The following is a 19,897-nucleotide window of genomic DNA, read 5'->3' as shown; positions in this document are numbered from 1 at the left end:
CGCGCGGACGCCCTTTTTATCCGGCGAAACGCCCGTTCGCCACATCCTCCGGCGTCACCACGCCGCTGTCCAGCACCCAGCCGCTAATCAGTGCGGCGGGTGTAACGTCAAATGCCGGGTTATAGACCCGCGCGTCTTCCGGTGCCCACTGTACCGCGCCGAAGCTGCCCGCCACGCCGGTCACTTCCGCCGCTGCGCGCTGTTCAATCGGGATCGCCGCACCGTTCGGGCACGCCGGATCAAGCGTGGTCTGCGGGGCCGCCACGTAAAACGGCACGTTGTGAAATTTCGCCAGTACGGCAAGCGAATAGGTGCCGATTTTATTCGCCACGTCGCCATTGGCCGCGATGCGATCCGCACCCACCCAGACGGCGTCCACCTGCCCCTGCGCCATCAGGCTCGCCGCCATCGAATCGGTAATCAGCTGATACGGCACGCCAAGCTCGCCAAGCTCCCAGGCGGTTAAGCGCCCGCCCTGCAACAGCGGCCGGGTTTCATCAACCCACACGTTCGCCACCTTGCCCGCTTCATGCGCGCGCGCAATCACGCCCAGCGCCGTGCCGACGCCCGCCGTCGCGAGCCCGCCGGTATTGCAGTGGGTGAGCAAACGGCTGCCAGGCTTCACGAGTTCACTCCCGGCGCGCGCGATGCGCTCGCACAGCTCGCGGTCTTCCTGCACCAGACGTAAGGCTTCCGCGCCCAGCGCCGCCACGAAATCCGGCTGCGTGAGGGCCTGTTTCATGCGGTCAAGGTTATTCATCAGGTTGACCGCCGTGGGCCGTGCTGCACGCAGTACCTCCAGCGCCTGGCCGAGCGCGTCGCGCGTCATGCCATGTTCGGCCAGCAGCGCCAGCAGCAGGCTCGCCGAAAGCCCAATCAACGGCGCGCCACGCACACGCAGCGCGTGAATGTGCCCCACCAGCGCCTCTGTGTTATCGGCGGGCAGCCAGTTTTTCTGCTGCGGTAGCGCCTGCTGGTCGAGGATCCAGAGCTTGTTATCCACCACCCGCAGGCTGGTCGTCTGAAGTGTCTGCATGCGTTAAATCCTTGTTGCGTTATTGTGCTCTATTGTGTCAGGATGAAGTCCAGATGTATAGACGTCCGTACGTCTTTATAACCAGATTGAATGAGGATCTCAGCAATGTCGCAATACCGAACCTTTACGGCCAGCGATGCGGTGGCTTATGCGCAACAATTTGGCGGACTCAGCGCGCCGGAAGCACTGGTGAGCGCGCAGGAGGTCGGCGACGGCAATCTCAATCTGGTCTTTAAAATCTTTGATAAACAGGGCATTAGCCGAATTGTCGTTAAACAGGCGCTGCCCTATGTGCGCTGCGTGGGGGAATCCTGGCCGCTGACGCTCGATCGCGCGCGTCTCGAAGCCCAGACGCTGGTGGCGCACTATCAGCACTGCCCGGCGCACACGGTTAAAATTCATCATTACGATCCCACGCTTGCCGTTATGGTGATGGAAGATCTCTCCGATCACCGCATCTGGCGCGGCGAACTGATCAAAGGCGTGCATTACCCACAGGCGGCCCGCCAGCTTGGCGAATATCTGGCCCAGACGCTGTTTCACACGAGTGATTTTTATCTGCATCCCCATGCGAAAAAGGCCGAAGTGGCGCGCTTTATCAACCCGGAGATGTGCGAGATCACCGAAGATCTGTTCTTTAACGACCCGTATCAGGTTCATGAGCGCAATAACTACCCGGCTGAACTTGAGGCCGATGTCGCCGCGCTGCGCGACGATGCCGCGCTGAAGTGCGCCGTTGCCGCACTCAAGCACCGCTTTTTCTCCCATGCCGAAGCGCTGTTGCACGGCGATATTCACAGCGGCTCGATTTTTGTCGCCGACGGCAGCCTCAAAGCGATCGACGCCGAGTTCGGGTATTTCGGCCCGGTGGGCTTTGACGTTGGAACGGCCATCGGCAACTTGCTGCTGAACTACTGCGGCGCGCCGGGCCAGCTCGGCATTCGCGAAGCCGCCGACGCGCGCGAGCAGCGCCTTATCGATATCGCCACACTGTGGCACACCTTCGCCGAGCGTTTCCAGACGCTGGCGCGCGAGAAAACCCGCGACGCGGCGCTGGCAGAGCCTGGCTACGCCAGCGAGTTTTTGAAGAAGGTATGGGCAGACGCCATTGGTTTTGCCGGTACGGAGCTTATCCGCCGAAGCGTCGGCCTGTCGCATGTAGCGGATATCGATACCATTCGGGATGAAGAGATGAAGCTGTCGTGCCTGCGCCACGCCATCGGGCTTGGCAAGGCGCTGATCCTTCTTGCTCCGCGCATTGAAAACGCCGACGAGTTTATCGCCCGCGTGCGGCAGTACGGGTAATTGGCCCCGGTGGGTGCGCTACGCTTACCCACCCTACAAAAAAGAAGGTCGAAACTGGGTTTGTAGGGCGGGTAAGCAAAGCGCACCCGCCGTCATGCCGCCTACCGCGCGATGCCCCTACCCCTGATACTCAATCACCGACAACCCGCCGTTGTAATCCGTGCTGTAAATAATTCCCTGCGCATCCACAAACACATCGCATGACTGAATCACCTGCGGGCGTCCGGGCCGCGTATCCATCATCTTCTCTGGCGCGGCGGGCACCAGCGCGCCGGTCTCCACTGGCCGGTACGGGTTCGAGATATCGTAAGCCCGCACACCCGCGTTCTGCCAGGTCGCGAAAATCAGCGTTGAACTAACAAAACTGCCGGGGCGGTTCTCATGCAGATTATGCGGCCCGAAGTGCGCGCCTTTCGCCACGTAGTCGGTTTCATCCGGCTGCGGGAAGGTCGAAATACTCACCGGATTTGACGGCTCGCGGATATCAAACAGCCAGATATGCTTTTCGCCATCCTGCTGGTTATCCAGCACGGCTTCATCCAGCACCACCAGCAGGGAGCGGTCCGGCAGCGGCAGCGCGGTATGCGTGCCGCCGCCAAACGGCGGGCTCCAGTTACGGTGCGCGATAAGTGTCGGCTGGCTGCGGTCTTTTATATTGAGAATCGTCAGCCCGCCGTCGCGCCAGCTCCCATAGGCCGTATCGCCCGCGATAATCGCATGGTGCAGCGCGTAGCGTTTGCCTTCAGGCCAGTAGGGCGTCTCCCCCGCCGCCTGATGCATCCCCGGCAGCCACCAGCGCCCCGCCACTTCGGGCTTACGCGGGTCGGCAAGATCGATGGTGAGGAAAATGTAATCGGTAAAGCCATCGAGAAGCGCTGAGACATAAGCCCAGCGCCCGCCCACATACCAGATACGGTGAATGCCGATGCCGTCGAGCGGCAGAAAGCCGATTTCGCGCGGCTTATCGGGTGTGGCGATATCAAACACGCGAAGCCCCGCGCTCCAGCCTTTGTCGTGGACATCGCGCACCGTCTCGCCGACCGAACGGGTGTAATAGACTTTTTCGTCGGCGAAACGCGCGTCGGCAAAGAGATCGCGGGCGTTGATTACCAGCAGCAGGTCATCGTGCGCCTGTAAATGCACGTTCCAGGTGCCGGGCGGCGCGGGCACATAGCCCGCCGCTGTCGGGTTTTTCGGGTCGCGCACGTCAACGATGGAAAAGCCCTGCGACACCATATGGCCGATATACGCGAAGCCCCTGTGCACCATCACCTGCACGCCGTCCGGGCGGCCGCCCTGGTCGGAGTGGCCAATCAGCCGCATATTGCGGCTGTAGTCCGGGCGCGGTAACTCGACCGCCATTATTTATGCTTCGCTTCAAGCGTCGCAAACCACGGCGCGATGAAATCCTCCGTCTGGCCCCAGCCCGGAATGATTTTACCGAGCGCCGCCACGTTCACCGGCCCGCTCTGGCTTGCCAGCAACGCCTGCGGGATGGCCGCGGCTTTAAAATCATAGGTGGCAGGCGTCGGCTCACCGGCGATTTTATTGGCGATAAGCCGCACGTTGGTTGCGCCAATCAGCTTCGGATCGACCGCCACGCTCACTTTCCACGGGCTGCCCGCTTCGCGCATCAGCTGCAAATCCTGGTTGGAGATATCGATGCTGTAGAGCTTGATCTCGGTGCGGCCGTTCTCTTTCAGCGCCTTGTAGGCGCCCTGGCTGAAGGCGTCCCAGGTGCCCCAGATGGCGTCAATCTGGCCTTTCGGGTATTTCGCCAGCACCGCGCCCACTTTGTTGGCGGTATCGCCCTGCACGTCTGACGAGACCGCGCCTATCGATTCCAGCTCTTTAATGCCGGGGTTTTGCTTCAGGATCTCCTGGTACGCCGCCTGGCGACGCTCCATCGGCGGGAAGCCCGCTACCCAGAGCTTAATGATGTTCGCCTTGCCGTTGAAATCTTTCACCAGCTGGCCTGCGGAGAGCTGCGTGAGCGACGCGTCATCCTGCTGGGTGACGGTGACGCCCGGGATCTCGCCTTTCACCGCGGTATCAAACACTGAGACTTTAATGCCCGCGTCCACAATACGCTTCACCAGTTCGGTGGAGTACGGATCGCGCCCCTGAGAGAGAATGATGCCGTCATATTTCTGGCTGATGGCCTGATTGACGAAATCCTGAAATTTCGCGTCGTCGCCGTTGCTTAAAAAGGTGCTGACCTTAAAGCCGAGCTTTTTGCCTTCCTGGATCGCGCCCGCCACAAACTGCGTGGTGTTGTCGTCCGACCCTAAATTGCGGATAACGGCGATGCGCACCGGCCCGTTATGACTGGCGATGGCGTCCGGCACCGGCGCGGGCGTGGCGGCGAAACCGGGTAGCGATGAGAGCAGGCCCAGCGCCAGTAAAGAGAGCGTCAGTTTTTTCATTCTGTTTATTTCCCTGTCTGTGATTAACGTCGCTGGATGTAAGTGATGGCAAGCGCCCCAGCGAGCACCAGCCCTTTGATAATGTCCATTGCGTAATACGGCACCGAGAGCATCACCAGGCCGTTGGAGAGCACGCCCAGGATCACCGCGCCCACTAACGTACCGAGCGCGTTCGGTTTGCCGGAGCCGGCCAGCGAAAAGCCAATCCACGCCGCCGCGACGGCGTCCATCAGATAACCGCTGCCCGCGTTCACCTGCGAGGAGCCAATGCGCGAAGCAAGCAGAATGCCGCCAAGGCCCGCCAGCAGCGAGGCGATGACATACGCCGCCACTTTGTAGCGCGTAATGCGAATGCCGGAGAGGCGCGCCGCCTCCGGGTTGCCGCCGATGGCGTACATGCGCCGCCCGTGGGTGGTCAACGACAGCCCAAGCTGCGCCACGACCGTCACCACCAGCATCACAATCACAATCACCGGCACCTGGCCGAGCAGGCTGAAGGCGTCAGGAATCACGCCCTCCGCCATCTCGCCGCTCGGCAGAACCATGTTCTGGGTGATTGAGCCACCGTAGCTGTAGGTCATCGCGACGCCCTGAATCACAAACAGGCTGGCAAGCGTGGCGAGCATGTCCGGGATTTTCAGCACCACAATCAGAAACGCGTTAAACAGCCCGACCAGCGTGCAGAGCGCAAGCGTGATGACAATCGCCTCCGTTGTGCCGAAGCCGTGCCAGACGAACAGCGAGACAACCAGCGCATTGGCCAGCGACGCCGTCGAGCCCACCGAGAGATCGAACCCGCCGATAGTCAGCGAGATAGAGACGCCGATAGCGATCACTGTCACGATGGCGATAGAGCGCAGAATGTTGATGATGTTGAACGGATCGAGAAAGTTGTCCGAGGCGATGCCGAACAGCGCGACCAGCGCCACGACCGTCAGCAACATTCCCCACTTATAGAAAAACTCAAACAGCTGGTGGCGCGCCGACGGCGTGCTCTTCAGGGTTGCGGCCTTGCTCACGCGGGGGTTCCTCCGGTGGAATAGAGTAATAAGGTTTCTTCGCTGGCGTCGCGGCCATCCAGCTCCGCCACAATGCGCCCGTCCCACAGCACGCAGATGCGGTCGCACAGGCCCACCAGCTCGGTGAACTCGCCGGAGGCGTAAATAATGCCCTTGCCCTGGCGGGCCAGCCCGTCAATCAGGTTGAAAAGATCGGTTTTGGCTTTGACGTCCACGCCTTTCGTCGGCTCGTCGAAAATCAGCACGTCGCTATTGCCGCGCAGCCATTTGCCGATAGCCACTTTCTGCTGGTTGCCGCCGGAAAGCCTGCGCAGCCGCTGCCCTGGCCCGCTGGCGCGAATGCCGAGACGCGAAATCACCTCCTGCGCCCAGCGCCAGGCGTCGCGGTGACCAAACAGCCCCCAGCGGGTAAAGCTGCCATCAGCGCTGGCGGCGAGATTCATGGCGATCGGCTCGTCGATAAAAATGCCCTCTTTGCGTCGCTCTTCCGGCACCAGCGCCAGCCCGCGCGCCACCGAATCCGCAGGATCGGTGGGCCGCCACGGACGCCCCGCAAGCTCGCCCTGGCGCAGCGTACTTTTGCTCGCGCCAAAGAGCGCCTTGCACAGCTCCGTTTTCCCGGCCCCCGCCAGCCCGGCGATCCCCAGGATCTCCCCTTTACGCAGGTGCAGCGAAATGTCCTGTAGCAGCGTGTCGTCATGCAGCCCGTCCACCGCCAGCAATACGGCATTTTCAGGCGTCGGGCGGCGCGGCGGGTAGAGCGTGTCGAGCGCATGTCCCAGCATTTTCTCGACGATCTGCGAGCCAGAGAGCGACGCCATCGGCCCGCTCTCAATCAGCCTGCCGTCGCGCAGCACCGTCAGGGTGTCGCTGATGGCTTTTAGCTCATGAATGCGGTGCGAGATAAACACCACGCCCATGTCCTTCGCCTGGAGGCGTCTGACCACTGCGAACAGACGTTCGCTTTCGTGCTGATCGAGCGGCGCGGTCGGTTCATCGAGGATCAGGTAACGGCAGTGATGCGAGAGCGCGCGCGCCAGCAGCACATGCTGTTTTTCGGCAAGCGAACAGCTGTCGATGCGGCGGTTAACGTCCATTTCCACATCAAGCTGCGCCAGCGCCGCTCGGGCGCGGCGGCGGGTTTCACCCCAGCGGTAGCGCAGGCCGCCTTCACGCAGGCTGTCGAGCATAATGTTTTCCGCAACGCTCAGCCCCGGCACCAGCGCGGCGTCCACTTCCTGCTGCACCAGATGAATGCCGAGCGCTTTGGCGTCGCGCGGCGAGCGGATGTGTACGGGTTCGCCATCCAGCAGGATCTGGCCCTGATAGTGATCCCAGGCACCGGAGAGCACCGCCATCAGCGTCGATTTTCCGGCACCGTTCGCGCCGGTGAGCGCGTGTACGGAGCCTGCCCGCAGGGTGAAATCCACCTGCGTCAGCGCCGGAAAGCCGCTAAAGGCCAAAGATATTGCGCGCATCTCAAGGCGCGGGTTCAGGGACATAGCAGGCCGTCTCCACATGAATGATTAATCAGCTAAGGCAATCATTCACGCGGATATATCCGCTTGCAATGAATGAATCGGCATAAGATAAAGCAAAAAATTATTAGCCGTCCAGATGTCTGGACGTAACATTAGAATTTTTCAGGTTGCCGCTGCGTTTCGCTGCCAACGTGAAAAGATTGCATGCGCGAGGACGACAATAATCAGACGTCCGGACGGCTTTCTGTGGCAGGATGGTAAAAAAGACAAGGACAACTCTCATGAGCGATACCGACATCCGCGTGGTTCCCGGCCCGGCAAACTACTTTTCTTATCCCGGCGCGCTGGCGCGCCTGCACGATTTCTACACCCCGGCGCAACTCGCGCGCGCCGTCTGGATCTATGGCGAACGCGCTATTGCCGCCGCGCGCCCTTTTCTCTCAGACGCCATTGACGCCCCCGGCGCTACGCGGATTTTGTTTCGCGGGCATTGCAGCGAAAGCGATGTCAGCGCGCTTGCGGCAGAGGCGGGTGACGATCGGGCGGTGGTGATTGGCGTTGGCGGCGGCGCGCTGCTGGATACCGCCAAAGCGCTGGCGCGACGTCTTGGCCTGCCGGTGGTCGCCATTCCGACCATCGCCGCCACGTGCGCTGCCTGGACGCCGCTCTCCGTCTGGTACAACGACGCTGGTCAGGCGCTGCATTTTGAGATTTTCGACGACGCCAACCATCTGGTGCTGGTGGAGCCGGAGATTATCCTGCGCGCGCCGGCGGAATATCTGCTCGCGGGCATCGGCGACACGCTCGCTAAATGGTATGAAGCCGTGGTACTGGCACCTGCGCCCGCCACCCTGCCGCTCACCGTGCGGCTCGGCCTCAACGCCGCGCTCGCCATTCGTGACGTGCTGCTGGAACAGAGCGAAGCGGCGCTCGCCTGTCAGCATCGTGGCGCGCTCACGCAGGATTTCCGCGATGTGGTGGATGCCATTATCGCGGGCGGCGGCATGGTCGGCGGGCTTGGCGAGCGCTATACGCGCGTGGCGGCGGCGCATGCGGTACATAACGGCCTGACCGTGCTGCCGCAGACGGAAAAATATCTGCACGGCACCAAAGTGGCTTACGGCATCCTGGTACAGAGCGCTCTGCTCGGCCAGGACGACGTGCTGACGCAGCTGATTGACGCCTGGCGGCGCTTCAGGCTGCCTACCACGCTTGCAGAGCTGGATGTCGATATTCATAACGCGGCGGAGCTGGACCGTGTTATCGCCCACACGCTGCGCCCGGTGGAATCCATTCACGCCCTGCCGGTGGCGCTGTCACCCGCAGCCCTGCGCGCGGCCTTTGAAAAAGTGGAAACCTTTGCTCGCTAACTAAATCGCACAGGGTGCGATGCCACTTTTTGCGAAATCCCTGTAGGCTTAAACCTCGCTCACGCGGCGATAACTATTCTTTCACGCCGCGTTTTTATACGTTCGGGATGGTTTATGGCTTCTGTACACTCTGATGGCGGCGCGTCGCTGATGGCGCACCGCTCGTTTGTCGCGTTCTGGCTGGCGCGTACCTGCTCCGGCTTCGGTTTCCAGATGTTGTCTATCGTAGTGGGCTGGCAGATTTACGCCCTCACCCACAGCGCGTTTTATCTCGGCCTGATAGGCCTGGTGCAGTTTCTTCCCTCTATCACGCTGGCGCTCTGGGCAGGGCACATTGCCGATCAGCGCGATCGCCGCCGCGTGGTGTTGATTGGCCAGTTGGTGGAATGGCTCGCCATCGTCGCACTGGCCGCCGCCACCGTGGCGCATCTCGCCGATGTGAAGATTATCCTCGGGCTGATTTTTATTATTTCCGTCGCCAAAGTGATGGAAGCGCCGTCGTTGCAGTCGATGCTGCCGGCGCTGGTGCCGCCTTCCCTACTTGCGCGCGCCACGGCGGCGAGCGCGGTATCAAGCCAGGCGGCGATGATCATGGGCCCGGCGCTGGGCGGCCTGCTGTATGTCTTCGGCGCACAGGTGGTTTATGCACTGACCGCCGTGCTGTATCTCATTTCGGTCGTGATGGTGAGCCGCCTGCGCTATGAACAGGCACCGCCTGCGCGCCAGCCCGCGAGTCTCGCCACGCTCTTTGCAGGCGTGAAGTTTATTCGCGAGCGCCCGGACGTGCTGGGCGTGATTTCGCTCGATCTCTTTGCGGTGCTGCTGGGCGGGGCCACTGCGCTGCTGCCGATTTACGCCCACGATATTCTGCACACCGGCCCGTGGGGGCTGGGGCTGCTGCGTGCCTCGCCTGCCGTGGGCGCGCTGCTGGTGGGATTCTGGCTGAGCCACCGGTCGCTTGAGAAACATGTCGGGATGATTATGTTCTTATCGGTAGCGGGCTTTGGCGTGGCGACGCTGGTGTTTGCGCTATCAAGCAACCTGTGGCTGTCGCTTATCGCCCTCTTCGCAACAGGCGGGTTTGATATGGTGAGCATGGTTATTCGCGGCGCGCTGGTGCAGCTCGATACCCCCAACGAGATGCTGGGCCGCGTGAACGCGGTGAACTCGATATTTATCAATACCTCGAACCAGCTTGGCGAATTTGAATCCGGCATGCTGGCCGCGCTGCTGGGCACCGTGCCCGCTGCGGCCATTGGCGGTATCGGCACGCTGGTGGTCGTCGGGCTCTGGATGCGCCTGTTTCCGTCGCTGCGTAAACGCCAGCGCCTGGAAGAAACCCCCGCCTGATCCCACGCAACGCCTTCTTCAGAAGGCGTTTTTGCGAGACGTCACGAAGAATCTTTCCCTGCTGCTTCCCCTGTACCCTGACCGGGTTTAACGTTGCCATATAAGAAAACGCTTTTCGGATAAAAGCTTATATTCTTATATTTTACTTATAAAAAGGAAACGGATAAAGTGAGGGAACCACATGGAGATCAGATGGACGAAGCGGGCGATTGCGCAGTTGCAGGCGATTAGCCAGAACGACCAAAAAGCCATTGTGAGTAAAGTCGCGGCGATAGCGTCTCCCGGCCAAACGAGACTGGATATCGTCAAACTGGCGTGCCGTCAGGCTCGCTACCGGCTGCGGGTGGGAGATTACCGGGTAATTTTTGAACGCCGTCAGGGCGTGCCGGTTATCTGCCTTATCATGGAAGTCAAACGCAGAACGACAACCACATACCTTAACTAAATCAGGGTGGCGCTATGTTTAATGCACAGGTGATTCACGATAAAGAAGGGAAACCAGAATATGTCGTTATCCCTTATGAGCTTTACTTATCGCTGCTCACGCAGCTTGAAGACAACGAAACGCTCATGCCGTTACCTTTTGAAATGAGCGATGAAAACGACGTCACCGTGCCGCATGAAGTGGTGGGGATTTCCGTCGAGCAGAACGTGAGCTTACAGGCCGCCTGGCGCATCTGGCGCGGCCTTTCCCAACAGGACGTGGCGGAAAAACTCGGTATCAGTCAGTCCGCCGTTTCTCAGCTGGAATCACCGGATTCACGTCCACAAAAACGCACCCGCGAAAAACTGGCAGCGCTGTATGACTGCCAGCCAGAACAGCTAATCCTTTACCGTTGAGGTACGGCGCTCAGCAGCATTTCGCGCCGCCTTTCGCGCCGTAACGGGCGTCCTGGCGTTCGCGAAAGAACTCTTCATAAGTCATCGGCGTCTGGTCCGGGTGGTTCACACGCATATGCTCGACGTAGTTATCGTAGTCGGGCACGCCAACCATCATTTTCGCGGCCTGACCGAGGTATTTACCGGCTTTGGCGAGGGTATCGAACATATCTTTATCCTTACGCGTTGGCTCTGATTCATTGTGACCCGTGGCCGGGTTCTGGACGGCGGGCGCGCTAACGCTTACCCGCCCTACGATATGTGCCATTCCTGTAATCACGGCGGGTGCGCTTCGCTTATCCGCCCTACAACAACGAACAGCGCGGTAGTCCCACGTAGGGTGGGTAAGCGTCAGCGCACCCACCTGCCCGGGCCACCTTTCCCCCCCCCACCTTACCGGCACCTACCGTTCCCCACGCCCCAATCAATGCGCGTTCTTCGCCTGCGCGACTATCTGCTCCGCACTGGCAGGCATCGGCTCATACGGTGTCTCGTTGGCGGTCGGTTTATCCTGCTTCAGCGCCGCCAGCGCCGTTTTAATCGAGAACACTGCCAGCACCACGACCACCACCATAAAGAAAATGGTCAGGCCCGCGTCAAGACGGTTATTGAACACCAGCTGGCTCAGTTGCGCCTCGGTGTACTGCGGCGGAATGGTGCCGCTGTCCAGAATCGCCTGGAACTTATTGGCGATGGCGAGGAAGCCCACTTTGTTATCCGGGCTGAACGCTTTCTGCCAGCCGGCTGTCAGCGTACAGACCAGCAGCCACGCGGTCGGCACCAGCGCCACCCACGCATAACGCTGGCGCTTCATCTTAAACAGCACCACCGCGCAGAGCATCAGCGCCATGCCCGCCAGCATCTGGTTGGCGATACCAAACAGCGGCCAGAGGGTATTAATGCCGCCAAGCGGATCCACCACGCCCTGATGCAGGAAATAACCCCACGCCAGCACACACAGCGCTGTCGCCAGAAGGTTCGCGGGTAGTGAATCGGTACGTTTGAGACCCGGCGAAATCACGCCCAACAGATCCTGCAGCATAAAGCGCGCGGCACGGGTACCCGCATCCACCGCCGTCAGGATAAACAACGCCTCAAACAGAATAGCGAAGTGATACCAGAATGAGACATCCATCAGGCCGCCGAGCGCCCCGTGGAGGATATACGCCATGCCGACTGCAAGCGTCGGCGCGCCGCCCGCACGCGAGATAATCGTCTGCTCGCCCACTTCATTCGCGATCTGATTAAGCGTATCGGGCGTTATCTGGAAGCCCCAGCCGCTGACCACCTGGGCGGCCGACGCGACCACATCCGCCGTGCCTGCGGGTGCCAGCACCGCCATCGGGCTGTTCATCGCAAAATAGACGCCGGGGTCAATAACGCAGGCCGACACCAGCGCCATGATCGCGACAAACGACTCCATCAGCATGCCGCCATAGCCGATGAAACAGGCCTGATTTTCATTGGCGAGCATTTTCGGTGTGGTGCCGGAGGCGATGAGCGCATGGAAGCCCGACACCGCGCCACAGGCTATCGTGATAAACAGGAACGGGAACAGGTTACCGGTCCAGACCGGGCCAGTGCCGTCGATAAATTTGGTCATCGCGGGCATCGTCAGCGTCGGGCGCATGATCAAAATGCCAATGGCGAGGCCAACAATAGTGCCGATTTTCAGGAAGGTAGAGAGGTAATCGCGCGGTGCCAGCAGCAGCCAGACCGGCAGAACCGCCGCGACAAACCCGTAACCGACCAGCATCCAGGTCAATTGCACGCCTGTGAAATCAAACCACGGCGCCCAGGTCGGGCTCTCCGCCACCCACCCGCCGGAAACAATCGCAAACACCAGCATCACAAGGCCGATGACCGACACTTCGCCGATGCGTCCTGGCCGCAGATAACGAATATAGATGCCCATAAAGAGCGCGAGCGGAATGGTAAAGGCGACGGTGTAAGTGCCCCACGGGCTGTGGGTCAGCGCTTTCACCACAATCATCGCCAGCACCGCCAGGATGATTATCATAATCATAAAGCAGGCGACGAGCGCGATGACGCCCGCCGTGTTGCCCATCTCTTCTTTTACCAGCTCGCCGAGCGAGCGCCCGTCACGGCGGGTGGAGACAAACAGCACCATGAAATCCTGCACCGCCCCTGCCAGTACGACGCCTGCGAGGATCCAGATCATGCCCGGCAGATACCCCATCTGCGCCGCCAGCACCGGCCCGACCAGCGGCCCGGCACCGGCAATCGCCGCAAAATGGTGACCGAACAGCACTTTTTTATCGGTGGGTACATAATCAAGCCCGTCGTTATGGCGCACCGCAGGCGTCATGCGCGTCGGGTCGACGGCCAGCACCTTTTTCGCGATATACAGACCATAAAAACGGTAAGCGATGAGATAGATACAGACAGCAGCAACCACGATCCAGAGCGCGTTGATCTGTTCGCCGCGGTTAAGCGCGATATAGCCCAGCGCAAACGCACCCACGACAGAGAGCGCTGCCCAGATAAGGTATTTCCCTGAGTTCGTCATAATAGTTATCCATTCAGTGAAACAGTGAGTGAAACACAGGTGTTACATTTTGTTTCTATATCACCAAAAAGGATTTAACAACTTAGCCACCCGAGAAACGCGGGATGGCGGCAGGGATTTACGTGAGTCTGCTAGCGGGATCACGTGATGATGGCGGGTGCGCTTCGCTTACCCGCCCTACGAAAACAAGATTTCCGAAATTGCACGCCGATACGTGGGGGTTTCCCGGCGGCTGCCCTTTGGCCGCGAGCCGGGATTGTTAAGGGGGCGGCGGCGAGCCCCCTTAACACGTTCGCGTGAGGAAAGGCGGCAGAGAAAGACAGCGTGTCGGCGAACGGAACCGTTCACCGAGCGTATATATTCGCCGCTCATCAAGATACAGACCATCGCCTTCTGCAATGGTGGGTGCGCTTCGCTTACCCACCCTACATCCTTTGTGAACCGGGCTTTTGTAGGGCGGGTAAGCGAAGCGCACCCGCCAGATGTGAAGGCGCACCCACCACACAAAAAATCTACCCCAGGATCGCCGTGCTTAACCGGCTGGTGCAGCAGCGCCGCCCCTGTTCGTCATAAATCACGATTTCCCAGCACTGGCTTTGGCGCCCCAGATGCAGCGGCTGGCAGACGCCGCGCACCTGGCCCTGCGACACCGCGCGATGATGAGACGCGCTGATTTCGGTGCCCACCACGCACTGCCCGTCGCGGGTTGTCAGATAACCGGCCATCGAGCCGAGCGTTTCGGCAAGCGCCGCGGAGGCGCCGCCGTGCAAGAGACCAAACGGCTGATGGGTACGGGTATCAACCGGCATCGTCGCCTCCAGCAGATCATCACCAAGACGGGTGTAAACAATCCCGAGATGTTCCACCATCGTGCCGACACTGGTCGCGTTCAGCGCCTCAAGCGTCATGTGTCGTTTCCAGATCATCTATGCTCCAAGCGTCGAGCCGCCGTCGATAACGATATCCTGCAGCGTAATGTGGCTCGCAAGATCCGAGGCGAGAAACAGGATGGTGTTCGCCACTTCCTGCGGCTGCGCAATTTTGCCAAGCGGAATGCCGAGCTTAAATTGCTCCGCGAAACCGCGAATGCGCTGCTGTTCGGCATCGTCACTTTTCCAGAGCGTGCGCTGCATATCAGTGTCGGTCGAGCCCGGCGACACCAGGTTTGCGCGCACGCCAAAGGAGGCCAGCTCCAGCCCCACGGTCAGCGCCAGGCTTTTGAGCGCCGCTTTCGACGCGCCATACGCCGACATCCCGATGCGCGGCGTATGGGCGGCGTCGGAAGCAACCGTCACAATAGCCCCGCCCTTCTGCGTGCGAAACCGCGCCATCGTCTGCTGAAAGAAGTTAAACGCGCCACCCACGTTTACCGCGAACGTCTGCTGCCAGTCGTCGGGAGCGATTTCATCCGTCGCGCCCATACGCAGAATGCCCGCCGCGTTCACCAGCACATCAAGGCGCGGGTTATTGCCGAGCAACCGCTCGCAAACGCCCGCCACCGCCGCGGCGTCCGCCACATCCAGTGTTTCACTGGCGAACGGATAGTCAGCCAGTGGAAACGCGAGATCAAAACCGGTCACGTTTGCGCCCGCTTCGGCAAACGCCAGCGCGGTGGTATAGCCAATGCCTTTGCCCGCGCCGGTCACCCAGACGTTTTTCCCCTGGAAATCGAGCGTCATGCCTGCGGCTCCCGGCTTAGCAGCGCCCACCAGGCATCGATGGTCGGGTTTTTCGCGAGCATCACGAAGTCGATATCGCCATGCACTTTGCGCCAGCGCGCCGCCAGCGCCATCATGCGCACCGAGTCGAGACCGTAGTCGATCAGGTTTTCGTCATCTTCCGGCTCGTCGGACTCATCCAGCAGCGGCAGCACCAGCGCACGCAGCGCTGCTTTGCTGCCCGGCGCGTCCGGCTCACTGGCAGGCAGCAGATCGGCAGTCATTACCACGCGCCCGGCGCGGCCCGCGACGTAATTCAATGCCATCAGATGCTCATCCCGGCTGAAATCCGCCAGCGCGTCGGCCACCATAAACGGTTGAATATCACGCATAAACGCGTCGGTGGCGGTGATCATGCAGCCGATATGCGCATACACCCCGCAGATAATGAGCTGATCGCGGCCCGTCTCTTTCAGCGCGTGCTCAAGCGGCGAGCGATGAAACGCGCTATAGCGCCATTTCACCAGCACGGTGTCGTCGGCATCCGGTGCCAGCGCCGCAACCACCTTTTGCTTCTCCGGATGGTTATTCAGCCCCGGCCCCCACATGTCGTTCAGCAGCGCGCGATCGGCGTCGCTCTGATTATTGGGCTGCGCGGTGTAATAAACCGGAATGCCCTGCGCCTTACAGTACGCTCGCAGCGCGGCGATATTCGCCACCACCTGCTCGATCATCGGGCAGTTTTCGCCCCAGAAGTTAAGGAAATACTCCTGCATATCATGAATGAGCAGCGCCGCGCGCGGCGGCTCCAGCGCCCAGCTCACTTTATTTTGCGGGAGATCCGCCGCCGTGGGCAGCGTATAGGCGTTCAGTTTTGGGATAGCCATCTTCTTTCCTTACTCAGAGACGGGCTGACGCGCGGCCAGCCACAGACGCAGTTGTTTTTTATCCACTTTGCCGACCGGCGTGAGCGGCAGCGCATCGACGCGCTCCACGCGATCCGGCAGTTTGAAATCGGCGACGCCCAGCTCGCGTAAAAAACGGCGGATCTCCACCGCCTTGACCGGGCGGGTGGTGACGATATACGCGCAGCTTTTTTCGCCAAGCAGGCTGTCTTCCATCGAAACCAGCCCCGCGTGCACAATGGCCTCGTGGCCGAGCAGCAGGTTCTCGATCTCTTCCGCGGCGATCTTCTCGCCCCCGCGGTTTATCTGATCTTTCTCGCGCCCCTGAACGGTGATGTAGCCCTGCTCATCGATGGCCACCAGATCGCCGGAGCAGTAAAAGCCGTTCTCATCAAAAGCGCTGGCGTTGTGTTCAGGGCTGTTGTAGTAACCGCGGAAGGTGTAAGGGCCGCGCGTCATCAGCCGTCCTGTCTCACCGCGCGGCAGCGGATTGCCGTTTTCATCGGCTACCCAGACTTCATCATCCGGGCTCATCGGTCGCCCCTGGGTGGTGAAGATGCGCTCGTCCGGGTCGTCCAGGCGGGTGTAATTCACCAGCCCTTCGGCCATGCCGAACACCTGCTGAAGCTGGCAGCCGATTTCCGCCGGAATGCGCGCGGCGAGCGTGTCGGAAAGCCTTGCACCGCCGACCTGCAACAGTTTCAGCGACGCCAGCTGGCGGTTGTCGCCCCACTCCTGAATGGCCTGTAGCCAGAGGCTGACGGCGGGCGGCACCAGCGCGGTGACGTTAATCTGGTGCGCTTCGATAAGCGGGAAGCAGAGCGTCGCGCTCGGGTCGCGCGCCAGCACCACACAGCCTTCGGCGAAGAAGACGCCGAGCGCGCCGGGGGAGCTTAACGGGTAGTTGTGCGCCGCGGGCAGCGCGCAGAGGTAGCGCGTTTCGCGGGTGAATTCACAAATCTCCACGCTGCGGCGAATGCTGTAGTAGTAGTCGTTGTGCGTGCGCGGAATGAGCTTCGGCGTGCCGGTACTGCCGCCGGAAAGCTGGAAAAACGCCACTTCATCGGCGGCGGACGGCGTGGGCGTGAAATCCGTCGTCGGCGCTGAAATGAGCGCGTCCAGCCCGTCGCCACGCAGAAGCGTCATGCGCAGCGACGAATGCTGCGCTTTCAGCGCCGTGATATACGCATCGTCGCTAAAGAGCGCGTGCTCGCGGTCGGCAATCAGCAGCGCGGGTGCAATCTGGCGCGCGTACGCGTCAAGCTCGGTGCGCTGATGGCTGAACAGCGCATTAACCGGCGCCACGCCGATTTTCAGCAGCGCGAAGAACACGATATAAAACTCCGCCACGTTGCCAAGCTGCACCAGCGCGGTATCGCCACGCTGAAGCCCGCGACGCGCCAGCGCGCCCGCAAGACGTGTGGCTGCCGCGTCCAGCTCGCGGTAGCTGTAGCGGCGCTCGCCGTCGATAAGCGCTGTCGCGGCACTCTGCGCGTGGCGGCTTAAAATATCGGTGAGCGGCAGGTCAAGCCAGTAGCCGCGGGCGCGGTAGCGTGCGGCGAGATCGTCCGGCCAGCGGGTGTAAGGGATCGTCATGCGTAAAACCTCAGTGAAGACCTAAAACGTGGAGCATGGTGGAGAGCTTGACGCCGGTTTCGCGCCACTCGGACGCCGGATCGGACGCCGGAACAATGCCCGCGCCCGCAAACAGCCGCACCTGGTTTTCCCGCAAACGCGCGCAGCGGATAGTCACCGCCCACTCGCCGTTGCCGTCGGCATCGCACCAGCCAACGATCCCGCCGAACAGTTCGCGATCGAACGGCTCCAGCTCAGCGATATACGCTTTCGCCGCCTCGTGCGGGTAACCGCTCAGCGCGGGCGTCGGGTGCAGCAGGCAAGCGAGCGACAGCGCGTTGTCATCCGCAAAGCGCGTTTCGCCCTCCACGGGCGTCGCGAGATGCCAGAGCGTCGGCGTGGTAATCAGCTCCGGCGCGCCCGGCATCGCAAGGCGCTGGCTGCGCGGCGCGAGTACGTCGCGCATTGCCTGCGTCACAAGTTCATGTTCATGGCGATCTTTGGCCGAACAGAGCAGCGCCTGGCCTGCGCTTTTATCCTGCGCCGCGTCGGCATGGCGGCGCGCGGAGCCCGCCAGCGGCAGCGAGCTGAACGTATTGCCATCTTTGCGCAGCAGCAGTTCCGGGCTTGCGCCGAGCAGCGCGCCGCCGTCCGGCAGCGGCACGTGAAAGTTAAAACTCGCGGGGTTCTGCGCCACCAGACGCGCCAGCAGCGCGAGGCTGTCCGGAGCCTGTTCGGTGGTGATGTCGATAAGGCGGGATAGCACGATTTTGCTGACCGCAGGCGTCGCGGTCAGCGCGGCGGCGCGCGCCACCATCGCCATAAACGTCTCTTCATCCGGGAGTGCCTCACGGCTCATCACACGCGGCGCGGCGCTGTTGTCGATAAGCGAATAACCGCCGCGGGCGGTCTCACTGTAGCTTTCGGGAATGAAAAGCGCGGACGGCTTGCGCGTATCGAACGGAATAGCGCCGACGACTATCGGGCGCGCGATGCCCTGCCGGCGGGCGCGGTCAAACGCGTTACGCAGTGCGGTCTGAAATACGCCGTGACGCGCTGCGCCGTCGGCCGCGGGCGTCTCCAGCCGCATAAAACAGCCGCGGGTGGTGAAGCTGCGATAAGGCGACATGAAGAAAAAGCTGTCAGATGAAAGGGTTGCGGCAGCGTCGCAGCGTTCCCCGGCCAGTGACGTGTCCATGCGCTCCTCCTGTACCAAAAAGTGAACTGATAATTGTTATCATTTGTATTTGGAGGCGTAACCTAAGGCGAAATGACGGGGTTGTCAACCGTGGGGGTGAAGTGAAGGCGACAGCGGCGCTTGCATCCTGTCGGCAAATGATGAAAATGAGAAGCATTATTAACTCATCGTACAGGAATTGTTGCCGTGACGTTCACTTCCGCTCTGCGCGCCGCATTCGTCGCCAGCCTGCTGCTTTTAGGAATATCCTCAGTCTCACAGGCGGCGTCGTGGCCGCGTCAGGTGACCGACAGCCGCGGCGTACATACGCTTGAAAAAGCGCCGCAGCGCATCGTCTCCACCAGCGTCACGCTGACCGGTTCGCTGCTGGCGATCGATGCGCCGGTGGTGGCAAGCGGCGCGACGTCGCCCGGCAACCGCGTCGCTGACGACCAGGGTTTTTTGCGCCAGTGGGGTGATATCGCCAAAGCTCGTCATGTTGAGCGGCTGTACATCGGCGAGCCAAACGCTGAAGCCGTCGCCGCGCAGATGCCGGATCTGATACTGGTGAGCGCGACCGGCGGCGATTCCGCGCAGGCGTTGTATGAACAGTTTTCCGCTATCGCGCCGACATTAATCATCAATTACGACGACAAAAGCTGGCAGGCACTGTTAACGCAGCTTGGCGAGATAACAGGCCATGAGAAGCAGGCCGCCGAACGCATCGCGCAGTTTGATCAGCAGCTTGCGCAGGCAAAAGCGCAGATGACGCTGCCGCCGCAGCCCGTGAGCGCGCTGGTTTATAACCCTGCCGCGCACGGCGCGAATCTCTGGACCGCCGAATCGGCGCAGGGGAAACTGCTCGGCCAGCTCGGCTTTACGCTCGCGCCGCCGCCCGCCGCGCACGGCCTCACCAGCATGGGCAAACGCCACGACATTATTCAGCTCGGCGGGGAAAATCTGGCGGCGGGGCTGAACGGCGAGACGCTGTTTTTGTTCGCGGCTGATGATAAAGACGCGGCGGCACTGATGCGCGACCCGTTGCTCGCGCACCTGTCGGCGGTGAAAAATAAACGCGTTTACGCGCTTGGCACCGAAACCTTCCGGCTCGATTACTACAGCGCCAGCCTGTTGCTGAAACGGCTTGAAGCGTTGTTCAAAGAGTAAAAGACGGGGCCGGATGGCC

General features: G+C 61.1%; 18 protein-coding genes. 6 read left to right on the top strand and 12 right to left on the bottom strand.

Annotated elements, in window-relative coordinates; all coding sequences use genetic code 11:
- Positions 1-16 precede the first annotated feature (16 nt).
- The gene (gene mtnA / locus G6041_RS19230) at positions 17-1,036 is read right to left on the bottom strand and encodes an S-methyl-5-thioribose-1-phosphate isomerase (protein WP_012124089.1); all 1,020 of its coding nucleotides are present in this window, start codon (positions 1,034-1,036) and stop codon (positions 17-19) included.
- 105 nt (positions 1,037-1,141) lie between these two features.
- Here mtnA and mtnK point away from each other — a divergent pair, with 105 nt between their 5' ends.
- On the top strand, positions 1,142-2,341 hold the full coding sequence (gene mtnK, locus G6041_RS19225) for an S-methyl-5-thioribose kinase (RefSeq protein WP_041460418.1): 1,200 nt from the start codon (positions 1,142-1,144) through the stop codon (positions 2,339-2,341).
- Between the two features lie 117 nt (positions 2,342-2,458).
- Here the strand turns inward: mtnK and G6041_RS19220 are convergent, their stop codons facing one another.
- From G6041_RS19220 to G6041_RS19205, 4 genes are read right to left on the bottom strand one after another with little or no spacing between them, the layout of a single operon-like run.
- Positions 2,459-3,703: an LVIVD repeat-containing protein gene (locus G6041_RS19220; RefSeq protein ID WP_012124087.1), complete on the bottom strand. Its 1,245-nt coding sequence runs from the start codon at positions 3,701-3,703 to the stop codon at positions 2,459-2,461.
- Complete coding sequence (locus G6041_RS19215; protein ID WP_007777072.1) at positions 3,703-4,767, bottom strand: sugar ABC transporter substrate-binding protein; 1,065 nt, start codon at positions 4,765-4,767, stop codon at positions 3,703-3,705. The genes G6041_RS19220 and G6041_RS19215 overlap by 1 nt, the downstream gene beginning before the upstream one ends.
- A gap of 23 nt (positions 4,768-4,790) precedes the next feature.
- Complete coding sequence (locus G6041_RS19210) at positions 4,791-5,786, bottom strand: ABC transporter permease (RefSeq protein WP_007893777.1); 996 nt, start codon at positions 5,784-5,786, stop codon at positions 4,791-4,793.
- Entirely contained in the window at positions 5,783-7,288 is a 1,506-nt protein-coding gene (locus G6041_RS19205) for a sugar ABC transporter ATP-binding protein (protein ID WP_012124086.1), read from the bottom strand. The genes G6041_RS19210 and G6041_RS19205 overlap by 4 nt, the downstream gene beginning before the upstream one ends.
- A gap of 260 nt (positions 7,289-7,548) precedes the next feature.
- Between G6041_RS19205 and G6041_RS19200 the strand changes: the two genes are divergently transcribed.
- The 4 genes from G6041_RS19200 (at position 7,549) to G6041_RS19185 (ending at position 10,827) form a co-directional block, all read left to right on the top strand.
- Positions 7,549-8,637, top strand: coding sequence for an oxidoreductase (locus tag G6041_RS19200; protein ID WP_032988717.1), 1,089 nt, complete (start codon positions 7,549-7,551; stop codon positions 8,635-8,637).
- 114 nt (positions 8,638-8,751) lie between these two features.
- The gene (locus G6041_RS19195; RefSeq protein WP_054628497.1) at positions 8,752-9,987 is read left to right on the top strand and encodes an MFS transporter; all 1,236 of its coding nucleotides are present in this window, start codon (positions 8,752-8,754) and stop codon (positions 9,985-9,987) included.
- Positions 9,988-10,168: 181 nt separating this feature from the next.
- Positions 10,169-10,432 carry a type II toxin-antitoxin system RelE family toxin gene (locus G6041_RS19190; protein WP_004387583.1) on the top strand — a complete coding sequence of 88 codons (264 nt, stop codon included), beginning with the start codon at positions 10,169-10,171 and terminating at the stop codon, positions 10,430-10,432.
- Between the two features lie 14 nt (positions 10,433-10,446).
- The gene (locus G6041_RS19185) at positions 10,447-10,827 is read left to right on the top strand and encodes a helix-turn-helix domain-containing protein (RefSeq protein WP_004387582.1); all 381 of its coding nucleotides are present in this window, start codon (positions 10,447-10,449) and stop codon (positions 10,825-10,827) included.
- A 10-nt stretch (positions 10,828-10,837) separates the two neighbouring features.
- Here the strand turns inward: G6041_RS19185 and G6041_RS19180 are convergent, their stop codons facing one another.
- From G6041_RS19180 to entC, 7 genes are all read right to left on the bottom strand, one after another.
- Entirely contained in the window at positions 10,838-11,035 is a 198-nt protein-coding gene (locus G6041_RS19180; RefSeq protein WP_004387581.1) for a YbdD/YjiX family protein, read from the bottom strand.
- Between the two features lie 255 nt (positions 11,036-11,290).
- Positions 11,291-13,396, bottom strand: a complete 2,106-nt coding sequence (cstA, locus tag G6041_RS19175; protein ID WP_007869845.1) for a pyruvate/proton symporter CstA — start codon at positions 13,394-13,396, stop codon at positions 11,291-11,293.
- A gap of 512 nt (positions 13,397-13,908) precedes the next feature.
- Entirely contained in the window at positions 13,909-14,322 is a 414-nt protein-coding gene (entH, locus tag G6041_RS19170; protein ID WP_012124082.1) for a proofreading thioesterase EntH, read from the bottom strand.
- On the bottom strand, positions 14,323-15,075 hold the full coding sequence (entA, locus tag G6041_RS19165) for a 2,3-dihydro-2,3-dihydroxybenzoate dehydrogenase EntA (protein WP_012124081.1): 753 nt from the start codon (positions 15,073-15,075) through the stop codon (positions 14,323-14,325).
- Positions 15,072-15,941: an isochorismatase gene (locus G6041_RS19160; RefSeq protein ID WP_004387540.1), complete on the bottom strand. Its 870-nt coding sequence runs from the start codon at positions 15,939-15,941 to the stop codon at positions 15,072-15,074. The genes entA and G6041_RS19160 overlap by 4 nt, the downstream gene beginning before the upstream one ends.
- Positions 15,942-15,950: 9 nt before the next feature.
- A complete protein-coding gene (locus G6041_RS19155) occupies positions 15,951-17,555 on the bottom strand; it encodes a (2,3-dihydroxybenzoyl)adenylate synthase (RefSeq protein ID WP_012124080.1) in 1,605 nt (534 codons plus the stop codon).
- 10 nt (positions 17,556-17,565) lie between these two features.
- Positions 17,566-18,732 (bottom strand): isochorismate synthase EntC, encoded by a 1,167-nt coding sequence (gene entC / locus G6041_RS19150; RefSeq protein ID WP_012124079.1) that lies wholly within the window; start codon positions 18,730-18,732, stop codon positions 17,566-17,568.
- A gap of 186 nt (positions 18,733-18,918) precedes the next feature.
- Between entC and fepB the strand changes: the two genes are divergently transcribed.
- On the top strand, positions 18,919-19,878 hold the full coding sequence (gene fepB / locus G6041_RS19145; protein WP_012124078.1) for a Fe2+-enterobactin ABC transporter substrate-binding protein: 960 nt from the start codon (positions 18,919-18,921) through the stop codon (positions 19,876-19,878).
- Positions 19,879-19,897 lie beyond the last annotated feature (19 nt).

It is taken from the genome of Cronobacter sp. HA18003 (assembly GCF_011605905.1).
GTDB classification, from domain to species: domain Bacteria; phylum Pseudomonadota; class Gammaproteobacteria; order Enterobacterales; family Enterobacteriaceae; genus Cronobacter; species Cronobacter sakazakii.
This window is presented reverse-complemented; position numbering and strand designations above follow the sequence as displayed.